Consider the following 7,926-nt stretch of genomic DNA (forward strand, 5'->3'; position numbering starts at 1 on the left):
TAGGAATCATATTTGATTTTTGAAATTATCTATGTAGGTGGGGAGTGGGGAGTAGGGAGTAGGGAATATGGAATCACGCTTTTCGAGTTGTACGGATTTTTTTCAGAAATCAAATCATAGTCCTATAGCACATCTTAATATTGAATTCTAAATTTTGTCTTTTTAATTATTATCGAGCATTGCGTTCACAAACTAAGACTTCTGCTACAATATCCGGCACATTTACAAAGTCCGTAAATCCTTCAGAACCACAGACTGGTGATATAAATGTATAGTTTGGATCGCACACTCCAGTATCATATACTTGAATAAACCATCTATCTGGAAATCCTTCTACACCTAATTCCACAGTGTACCAACTCTCGCCAATTAAACGAGAGTTAAAGATTGTAAACCATTCCCGATTCTCTTCTGAAATATTCCAATCTGCCATGAGTAATTCTAAAGCTATTTGTCCTGCATCCGTTGAAGTCAACAGCATTTTTACTCCTTATTTGCGGCTTCAGTGTTTGCAACTTCAGGATTGGAAACTTCCGGGTATAAACCCAATTCTTTAGCTAGCTCACGCGCTACAAAAAATAAGAACTTAGCACCGTCTTGATTGCCTTCATGGGCAAACATAGTTGCTACTTGTAACATTGTTTCTACAAACCCAGAATCAATCAATTCTGGTTTACTTTCCAAAACTTCTGGTTCTTGACCATTAGGGCATTTCAGTAGCTCATCAATCAGATTAAAATATAGTTGTTGGCGTTGTTCTGACATAGTAAGCTTCTTGATTTTAGTGAGTTGTGAATTAGTTACTGTTGGGTGCATCCCATTTTTTATTTTTCAACGAGAGTATAACTGTCATTGCGAACGCGAGTGCGTCTCGTAGAGAGGAGGTACGACGAAGCAATCGCATAGACTTGTTCTTAGTGCGAGATTTTGCGATTGCTTCACTGCACTTCGTTTCGTTCGCAATGACGTTGCAAAAAAGTAGGATGCTCCTGTTACTGTTCGATACTGTGCTGCCACAGCCTTTCCAACATTTCAACTTGTTCTTTTAAAACAGCCGCACGATGAACAAGATATCTGTCGTAAAAAAGAATCCCTAACCCAACACAAATAGGGGTTAGCAAGAAAAACCATTGTAGGATCGTGGCAAATTTATATTGTTCAGCAACAGTCAGCATTTGATGAATCACATTACGGTCAGAGGATTGGATGCTAGTCTGAGGGGAATGTGTACCCTCTGTCCGGGGAACCAAAATAGGAGTATCTCTACTAGTCTTGTTGACTTCGCAGGCTAAATTCTGGGATTTTACTAACTCCAAATGTCGCTCCCAAACTATGCCAAATACTACTACTCCTGGAGAAAGCACTACTAAGGTAACTACGCAAACTGTGAGAAGATTTAAAAGTTTGGCTTTCATTTTGGCTCTCCCTTGCTAGGTAGTATGCACTCAGCAAGAAAATATCTTTTGCTGTTTATTTTAAGTAGCTATATATTTCTACTTTTCAAACAGTTTTGATATTAAAATATGTGTAATCGGTAATTTTCCCGTTAGTTGCCAGTTATTTTTATAATTACCACTGACTACTGACCACTGAAAAGTTACCAAGCTTTTCACAAAACGTAGGATTAATCAGTCAGAAATAACGCGCTCAGATTCAGAGAATCTGATTTCATCCTCATCTCAAAAGAGAGATTAAGAAGTCCCCCCTAGTTCACTAAGCTTTCGCTCAGGAATGTTGGGGGGTAGAGGGGAATCTCTGCGTAAATCCTATACGATTTATATCAGCCGCTCTCCACAAAACAGCTTACCCTAGTCCCGTTAAGATTATTAAATTCATTAGAATAGTACTCAATGCATGTAACCGGAGATATAGTAACTGAGGATTTAGGGAGAATATTTGCTTCTGTCAGTCATGGAAATATTGAACCACTAAAACAACTAATATCAAATCAGCAAATCAATGAATACGTCAGAAGTGCAGCATTAGAAGCATTACTAGTTTTGGTGGCTCAAGAAGTTATTTCTAGAGAACAAGTCATAGAATATTATGCAGAATTATTTTCAAATCGAAGTGGTGAAGAATATGATTATACTTGGACTAAACTAGTTATTAATAGTGTGGAGCTTTGTGCAATCGAACTGAAGCCAGAAATTGATAGAGCTTTTGAAGAAGATTTAGTTGAAGAGTTTTTTATTGGGCAAGAAGATGTAAATGAATGTTTTCAATTGGGAACAGAAGTAGCTTTAAATAAACTGCGCCAGAATCGACGTTACTCATTTATTGAAAATGTGATATCAGAAATGAAAAATTGGGATTGTTTTCAGGAATCAAGACCTAAAAAATTGGATAGTAGCTTTATTAGCCCAGAAGAATTTACTTCCTGGACACCAAAGAAATCCAAAAATCAAGCTAAAAACAAGAAAAAGATGCAAGCACAATCTCGCCGAAAAAATCGCTCCCCAAAAAAATGAATATTCAAGACCAAATCTATCAGGCATTCTGTAAAACGCCATTGATTGCTCCCGGTAAGGCTAAGGGATCGATTGAGTTGGGATCGCAGTGGTTAGGAGCCAAGTCAAATAACATGGTTTGTTGAGGTGGCAAAATTTTTCTAACAACTTGTTGATAATCGAAAATCTGAGACTTCCAGCGCAGTAGTGTTCTTTGGCTCATCACCAATGTCTGTGTCAAAAGTGCTGGCGTGAGAGTCAAATCTGAAAATAGGTCTAGCTGATTGGGTTCCAAGGGTTATTAAAAAAAGCGTTATCCACTAGCTAATTATCCCTGAGAATTAACTGTTAATGAGCAACACCGAACAGACTAGCTTTTTTAAACATACGCCATCACACTGGCTCACTATTTGCTACTAATAGTTGCAGTGAGCTATTGCTTTCGTCAATTAAAAGTTGCATAATATGGCAAGTCAAGAAGAACAATCAGAGGTCGTAATGTTGCCACTTAGTGAAGTGGGGTCTATTAGATGGACAGATGCGCGTGGGCATAAGATGCGTGCATTACGTGGTGATATGCCATTGCTAACTTTGTCCAAAAAGCTTGCTGAACTTGAAGTAGAGATTTCTCGCCAGTATTTGAACAGGATGGAGACAAATACAGAAGTCAAAAACGCTTCTCCAGAGCTTGTCAGTGGCTTATGTCAAGTATTTGGCTGTACCTTAGCTGAATTACTGTGTCTAAAATCAACCCTAATTGTGCAATTAGGGGTTGACAACTGCAACTAAAAGTTGCACAATGATTGTAAGGAAAAGCGAACTGCCTATCCCAAAACGCATTTAAAGAGATTGCAAACTAATTCAATGCACCAAAACTGAAGTGCCGCCGGGAAAAGTAGCCGGAGCTAAAACCGGAGTAGCCGGAAGTAACCTTGTAACGCTCAAATCGCCGGAGATAAGTCCGATGACCTAACTAAGTCTGAAAACTGGTTGCAAAAAACTTCAATCGTTCTAGAATCAAGGCGCTCTTAAGGCATTGCCCCGATCAGCAATCATGTACAAGCGTATGCGATTGCACTCTGGCATTGCCTTAAGAGCGCGATCGCTTTGAAATAGCAAACGGTTGTAATCAGGATGCAATCTTGTCTACAGCTATATGCTGTAATTTTGCTTGGATGTTTGGGAGGATATGAAACCAGAAACAAGGGATGCACTACTGCAAGCTTACTTTGGACTGCAACGAGTAGTATTTGACTTGTATGCAGCCTCAGAAGCAGCTTTTGAAAATGATGACCTCAACGACGCTAGTTTACTGGGGAGCAGGGCAGATAAACTATATGAAGAGGTAGAAAACCTGGACGTTCTGCTTATCGAAATGGAGGGAGAATGAAAGACTTAAAAGCTAGGGCCAAAGAACTAGCTCATCAAGCCGCAGATTATAGTAGGCAAGCTGTACAAGTGTCGCCAAAAGACCGAGAACAAGGCAGAACTCTAATGCGGCAAGCCAGAGATGCCAGTAGACGCTGCCAAGTGTTGATTCAGGAAATACTTCGCCAGCAAAGCTAAACCACCATCCCGCCACCTCATAAACATAAAGCGTTGTGTTTTGACATGGCGCTTTTACTTTCAGGTGAGTAATCTAATCTCACGGCTGCACACAGCGTACCGCTCCCTAAGTGGGCTTACAATACTGACTGCTTTCTGCTTTTAAGGGCAGCTATGAGTTGTGTTGTTTATCCGCTAAATTTACTAAGACAGCAAAATCTAAGTAACATCATCAGTTATATTGTTGTTGCTCTCCAGCGATATGGGAATTGATTCTGTAACTGTTGAGTGAGATTATCCTTAATAATCTGACAAATGATGAATTAGAGCGATTACATTAAGAAACGCGATCGCCTTTGTTTTATCCATAACAATAGTAGTTGCTATAAACTCTTATGTCAACTACTATGGTTAGTGAAAATAGTCAAAATATTGAAGTAAATCTTGTGCTAGTTCCAATTGACGAAGTGCAAACAGTTCGTTGGAACGCCAAAAAAGCTGCTGTATTAAAAGAGAAAAAAGAGAATTCTGGGTTGTCTTTCAAAAAAATTGAAACTTTGACAGAACAGCTAGGAAATAGATGTAGCGATGCTTTCATCATTCGATTGGTTAATGATGACTTTGATGGCGTATCCGTGAAACAGTTAGAAGCGTTGTGTAAAGCAATTGGTGCAGAAATGAAAGATTTTATTCCGCAAATAGAACTAAAAATCTCTCAAGTATCCATTGACGATACTAACAATAGTTAGTAAAATAACAATATAACAGAGGAAACAAACGCCAGCCTCTCAGAAAAATAAAGCGGCGCTCACCACTGAACCTTGACAATAGTGAATCTATTAATCCACCTAGAAGGGTAACTGATGCACTGGCGAAACCAGAGAAAGTGAGAGATACAGGAAGGGAAATCGATTTGCGATGAATAAAAAGTTGCCACAGCATTACGGAAGTCGCTTTGAAGCTCGTTGCCGACTGCCGCCCGATCAAGAGATATGCTGCCTAGAGCTTGCTCCGGTCACTGGCGCTTGAGCAAGAAAATATTAGGCTTCGCCAATAAGAGAGTGAGAGTGTTGTGGCAAGCCACAACGTCAATTAGTACACAAATCAAAAGGCGATCGCTCTGGTCTGGACAACTACTGCGATCGCCTCTGTTCCTATTACGGAGATGACTATTATGCCACAAGTTGCAACAACTGTAACCCCTTGCGTCAAAGTTGAAGAATTGAGAGTAATCGAAATCAGCTTCTACGACCAGGAATATTACGCTGGTAAACACCTGATAGCCACCATTACTCATGATGATGACTTAACACAACCTTGGGTAGTAATGGTGAACGATGCGGAAGTTCATCGTGCTGCTACCCCAATGCTTTGCCATCGCTATATATGCTGGCAGTTGTAAAATCTACTGCAATCGTCACAATGGTTCACTGTGGTATACCCTAAACAACAGTGAAGCAAGTGCGATTACCCAAACTGCCTTAACTGGATATCTAAAAGAACTGAAATTCGAGAAGTGTGAGCGCAGGGGAAAGGAAGTTTACAAGTTGCTGATTACAATTCAAGCAGACAGACCCTATATATTAGAAAGTGGGCATGAGACTCATTTTGCTAAATCTGTATTAGCCGCGATCGCAACTCTTACTCCACAACAATTATATTCTCCCATCACACTACAGCCGCAGCCAGGGACGACAGATGAAAATGTGTTGTTCTGTCGGGTATGGGTAGAGTCGGAATTAGTTATGGCATCCTATAACGAGCAAACAGACTGGCGAGAGGTCAGTAAACAGGCTTTAGCTGTAACGAAAGCTGCGAATGAAATGGTGTTTTAGTCTTAAAGATGAAGTAAGGCAGGATTTACCTGCCTTGTGCGTCACTAAAATCAGCTTCATTTCATGAATCTAACATTGCACATCTGATTGACAAAGACATTACCGACTTATGTCGAAACTGTGACTGCTAAAAGTTGTAACAAGAGCTTGGGGGACTGTAGTTATGAGTGACTCAAGCTTTGTCTACAGCTAATACGTGCTGTTCAACTATTCATAACTAATCACAGATGAGTATTACAATTGTTCACCCCAACGTCGAAAATCTGCAATCATTTTCTGACTTGTTTGACCTGGAAAAGCTTTTGCAATCTGACGGGGTTCTACCGTGGCTTTTAGCAAATGGCTGGAACTACGATGATCAATCTTGTTTGATTGCGAATATCGTTGATGAATCTACAAGCCTGGATCAAGTTTGGGAATCAGATGAGTTTGATTTTAACACCCTGCCAGATGAAGATCAGGAAAAACTTCACCAGATTTTCGAGCATTTCTATCTTTGAAAGAATTACTAAATGCACCGATTCTAGTGCATCTAGGTTGTCTAAAGCTGTTAAAGAAAAGGGGGTATTGCTGCTTGATAGCTAGAGCATCACATTAGACATGAAAAACTCTACAACCATACAACTTAAGTGTGACTGTAGAGAAAAATCGATTCAACCCAAAAATTATGCCACATATAACAGTTATATCTGCGAAAAAGTTGAAATTGGGCAATTTCAGATTTTCCTGATCACAAAACCCACGCCTGAAGTTATTCAACTATTCCAATATCGGCTCGTTTATCTCGATGGATATTTCCCCAGTAACTATCAGGTATTCACAAGTTTGGATTGGTGGAAAGAGCATCAAATATGATGAGGCATTTGATGCTGTTCTTGGTTTAGAAGATTGAGAGAAATTAGGAGCATAACGATGAGTAAAGTTCAGCAACATTCAGAGGCTTGGAATGCGTTGATGGGATTAGATAAGCGCCATTATATTTCAACTGGATTTTATAGCTCCAATCGTGTGGAATCAGTTAATCAATATTAGGGATAATGTAGCTCCCAGTTTAAGGAATCAGCTAAAAGTTGATTACGAGTCAGGACTTGTTGATTATCAGGAACGGATTGACAAATTCCTCTCGCTAAATGCTTGGCAACTTCCTGACGATAAACAACAAGAAGTTAAAGCTAATTTGTTAACAGCATTCCCCACTCTCACTGACCTTGAAGACTATTTGCAAGTCGTCATTGGTCGTCCGGTGATTATCCCTGCCCTCTCTGAACAACTCGACCATAAACAAGCCGAATGCTTAGACCAAATCACACAATTCATCCAACAGTATGACCAAAATCTGGAGCAAAGGCTACGGGAATCTGCGATCGCTGGCGGTGAACAACTGGCGGCGCAACTTCTTGAAGAATTGAGCGACTGGGAGCCAGGACGCAAGCCAGTCCAGTTCAAAAAGAAAATGGAAAAACACTTGATGAAAGTGCGAGTGTTACTGGCAAATGCCTCACCGGAAGCTGGCAGTAGTTTACAGCAGATGATGGAGCATTTGGATTCGATTGTCACCGACCCAGCGATCGAAGCTAAGAACCTGGGCAGTGATGGGCGTAGTCAGTTGCAGCAAAAGATGGAAGAAATTCGCGCCAAGCTGTTAGACGAACAGCGCAATCTCCAACAGCTTGCCCTTGATGATGTGGGACTGGCAAAGGCTACAGTCACCGCTTTTAAGTTCAGGTAAAAAAATGGTCTTGGGCAAGTGTGCATTCGCTCAAGACTTGATCGGTGTATTAAAAGTGCAATATTCGCGTGACAAAAGGATGTCGCACTTTTACTATTTCTCAAACCAGATGACAAAGGGAATAACATTATGTCGCATTTTCATACCGAGGTGCTCGGCGTGCTGCCGCAGGTGCATTCGATCACCACCTATGTGCTGATGGACTCGCCAAAGGACGAGCGCGCATAGTTTTTCTTCGTACCGCCCGCGAACCGCTGCGCTTGAACCGCGACGACCCGCACCGCATATCAGTTTCATGACGAAACTCTCTTTCCTCGACCTTGTGCCCGTCACCGACACCGGCACAATTTCCCAGTCGCTCGCGAAC

Annotated in this window: 14 protein-coding genes and 1 pseudogene; 11 read left to right on the forward strand and 4 right to left on the reverse strand. The window is 40.8% G+C overall.

The annotated features are described in order from the left end of the window. Window positions 1-169: 169 nt before the first annotated feature. From LC574_RS16545 to LC574_RS16555, 3 genes are all read right to left on the reverse strand, one after another. Window positions 170-481, reverse strand: a complete 312-nt coding sequence (locus tag LC574_RS16545; protein ID WP_229454528.1) for a hypothetical protein — start codon at window positions 479-481, stop codon at window positions 170-172. 2 nt (window positions 482-483) lie between these two features. Beyond that, complete coding sequence (locus LC574_RS16550; protein ID WP_100900566.1) at window positions 484-765, reverse strand: hypothetical protein; 282 nt, start codon at window positions 763-765, stop codon at window positions 484-486. Window positions 766-992: 227 nt separating this feature from the next. Next, entirely contained in the window at window positions 993-1,415 is a 423-nt protein-coding gene (locus tag LC574_RS16555; RefSeq protein ID WP_229454529.1) for a hypothetical protein, read from the reverse strand. A 435-nt stretch (window positions 1,416-1,850) separates the two neighbouring features. On the opposite strand from LC574_RS16555, the gene LC574_RS16560 reads away from it, so the two are divergent. Beyond that, the gene (locus LC574_RS16560; RefSeq protein ID WP_229454530.1) at window positions 1,851-2,471 is read left to right on the forward strand and encodes a DUF1186 domain-containing protein; all 621 of its coding nucleotides are present in this window, start codon (window positions 1,851-1,853) and stop codon (window positions 2,469-2,471) included. A 19-nt stretch (window positions 2,472-2,490) separates the two neighbouring features. On the opposite strand, the gene LC574_RS16565 is transcribed toward LC574_RS16560, so the two are convergent. Then, window positions 2,491-2,745: a hypothetical protein gene (locus LC574_RS16565; protein ID WP_229454531.1), complete on the reverse strand. Its 255-nt coding sequence runs from the start codon at window positions 2,743-2,745 to the stop codon at window positions 2,491-2,493. A gap of 170 nt (window positions 2,746-2,915) precedes the next feature. On the opposite strand from LC574_RS16565, the gene LC574_RS16570 reads away from it, so the two are divergent. From LC574_RS16570 to LC574_RS16615, 10 genes and pseudogenes are all read left to right on the forward strand, one after another. Beyond that, window positions 2,916-3,239 carry a helix-turn-helix transcriptional regulator gene (locus LC574_RS16570; protein ID WP_229454532.1) on the forward strand — a complete coding sequence of 108 codons (324 nt, stop codon included), beginning with the start codon at window positions 2,916-2,918 and terminating at the stop codon, window positions 3,237-3,239. A 400-nt stretch (window positions 3,240-3,639) separates the two neighbouring features. Then, entirely contained in the window at window positions 3,640-3,840 is a 201-nt protein-coding gene (locus tag LC574_RS16575; RefSeq protein ID WP_229454533.1) for a hypothetical protein, read from the forward strand. Next, complete coding sequence (locus tag LC574_RS16580; RefSeq protein WP_229454534.1) at window positions 3,837-4,016, forward strand: hypothetical protein; 180 nt, start codon at window positions 3,837-3,839, stop codon at window positions 4,014-4,016. Before LC574_RS16575 ends, LC574_RS16580 begins: the two co-directional genes overlap by 4 nt. A gap of 386 nt (window positions 4,017-4,402) precedes the next feature. Further along, window positions 4,403-4,744, forward strand: a complete 342-nt coding sequence (locus LC574_RS16585) for a hypothetical protein (protein ID WP_229454535.1) — start codon at window positions 4,403-4,405, stop codon at window positions 4,742-4,744. Window positions 4,745-4,987: 243 nt separating this feature from the next. Further along, on the forward strand, window positions 4,988-5,164 hold the full coding sequence (locus tag LC574_RS16590; protein WP_229454536.1) for a hypothetical protein: 177 nt from the start codon (window positions 4,988-4,990) through the stop codon (window positions 5,162-5,164). Between the two features lie 5 nt (window positions 5,165-5,169). Next, complete coding sequence (locus tag LC574_RS16595) at window positions 5,170-5,397, forward strand: hypothetical protein (RefSeq protein WP_229454537.1); 228 nt, start codon at window positions 5,170-5,172, stop codon at window positions 5,395-5,397. Further along, entirely contained in the window at window positions 5,333-5,830 is a 498-nt protein-coding gene (locus tag LC574_RS16600) for a hypothetical protein (protein ID WP_229454538.1), read from the forward strand. Before LC574_RS16595 ends, LC574_RS16600 begins: the two co-directional genes overlap by 65 nt. 227 nt (window positions 5,831-6,057) lie before the next feature. After that, the gene (locus tag LC574_RS16605) at window positions 6,058-6,330 is read left to right on the forward strand and encodes a hypothetical protein (RefSeq protein ID WP_229454539.1); all 273 of its coding nucleotides are present in this window, start codon (window positions 6,058-6,060) and stop codon (window positions 6,328-6,330) included. A gap of 100 nt (window positions 6,331-6,430) precedes the next feature. Continuing rightward, window positions 6,431-6,685 (forward strand): hypothetical protein, encoded by a 255-nt coding sequence (locus LC574_RS16610; protein WP_229454540.1) that lies wholly within the window; start codon window positions 6,431-6,433, stop codon window positions 6,683-6,685. A gap of 120 nt (window positions 6,686-6,805) precedes the next feature. Further along, window positions 6,806-7,559, forward strand: a pseudogene (locus tag LC574_RS16615) (hypothetical protein); the annotation flags it as partial. Window positions 7,560-7,926: the final 367 nt, after the last annotated feature.

The organism is Nostoc sp. CHAB 5715 (assembly GCF_020829685.1).
In the GTDB taxonomy this organism is placed as follows: domain Bacteria; phylum Cyanobacteriota; class Cyanobacteriia; order Cyanobacteriales; family Nostocaceae; genus Nostoc.

Excerpts from the sequence above, each read along its gene's own strand:
- LC574_RS16545 (WP_229454528.1), bottom strand. The coding sequence starts at position 481 with ATGCTGTTGACTTCAACGGATGCAGGACAAATAGCTTTAGAATTACTC.
- LC574_RS16550 (WP_100900566.1), bottom strand. The coding sequence starts at position 765 with ATGTCAGAACAACGCCAACAACTATATTTTAATCTGATTGATGAGCTA.
- LC574_RS16555 (WP_229454529.1), bottom strand. The coding sequence starts at position 1,415 with ATGAAAGCCAAACTTTTAAATCTTCTCACAGTTTGCGTAGTTACCTTA.
- LC574_RS16560 (WP_229454530.1), top strand. The coding sequence starts at position 1,851 with ATGCATGTAACCGGAGATATAGTAACTGAGGATTTAGGGAGAATATTT.
- LC574_RS16570 (WP_229454532.1), top strand. The coding sequence starts at position 2,916 with ATGGCAAGTCAAGAAGAACAATCAGAGGTCGTAATGTTGCCACTTAGT.
- LC574_RS16575 (WP_229454533.1), top strand. The coding sequence starts at position 3,640 with ATGAAACCAGAAACAAGGGATGCACTACTGCAAGCTTACTTTGGACTG.
- LC574_RS16580 (WP_229454534.1), top strand. The coding sequence starts at position 3,837 with ATGAAAGACTTAAAAGCTAGGGCCAAAGAACTAGCTCATCAAGCCGCA.
- LC574_RS16585 (WP_229454535.1), top strand. The coding sequence starts at position 4,403 with ATGGTTAGTGAAAATAGTCAAAATATTGAAGTAAATCTTGTGCTAGTT.
- LC574_RS16590 (WP_229454536.1), top strand. The coding sequence starts at position 4,988 with ATGCTGCCTAGAGCTTGCTCCGGTCACTGGCGCTTGAGCAAGAAAATA.
- LC574_RS16595 (WP_229454537.1), top strand. The coding sequence starts at position 5,170 with ATGCCACAAGTTGCAACAACTGTAACCCCTTGCGTCAAAGTTGAAGAA.
- LC574_RS16600 (WP_229454538.1), top strand. The coding sequence starts at position 5,333 with ATGCGGAAGTTCATCGTGCTGCTACCCCAATGCTTTGCCATCGCTATA.
- LC574_RS16605 (WP_229454539.1), top strand. The coding sequence starts at position 6,058 with ATGAGTATTACAATTGTTCACCCCAACGTCGAAAATCTGCAATCATTT.
- LC574_RS16610 (WP_229454540.1), top strand. The coding sequence starts at position 6,431 with ATGAAAAACTCTACAACCATACAACTTAAGTGTGACTGTAGAGAAAAA.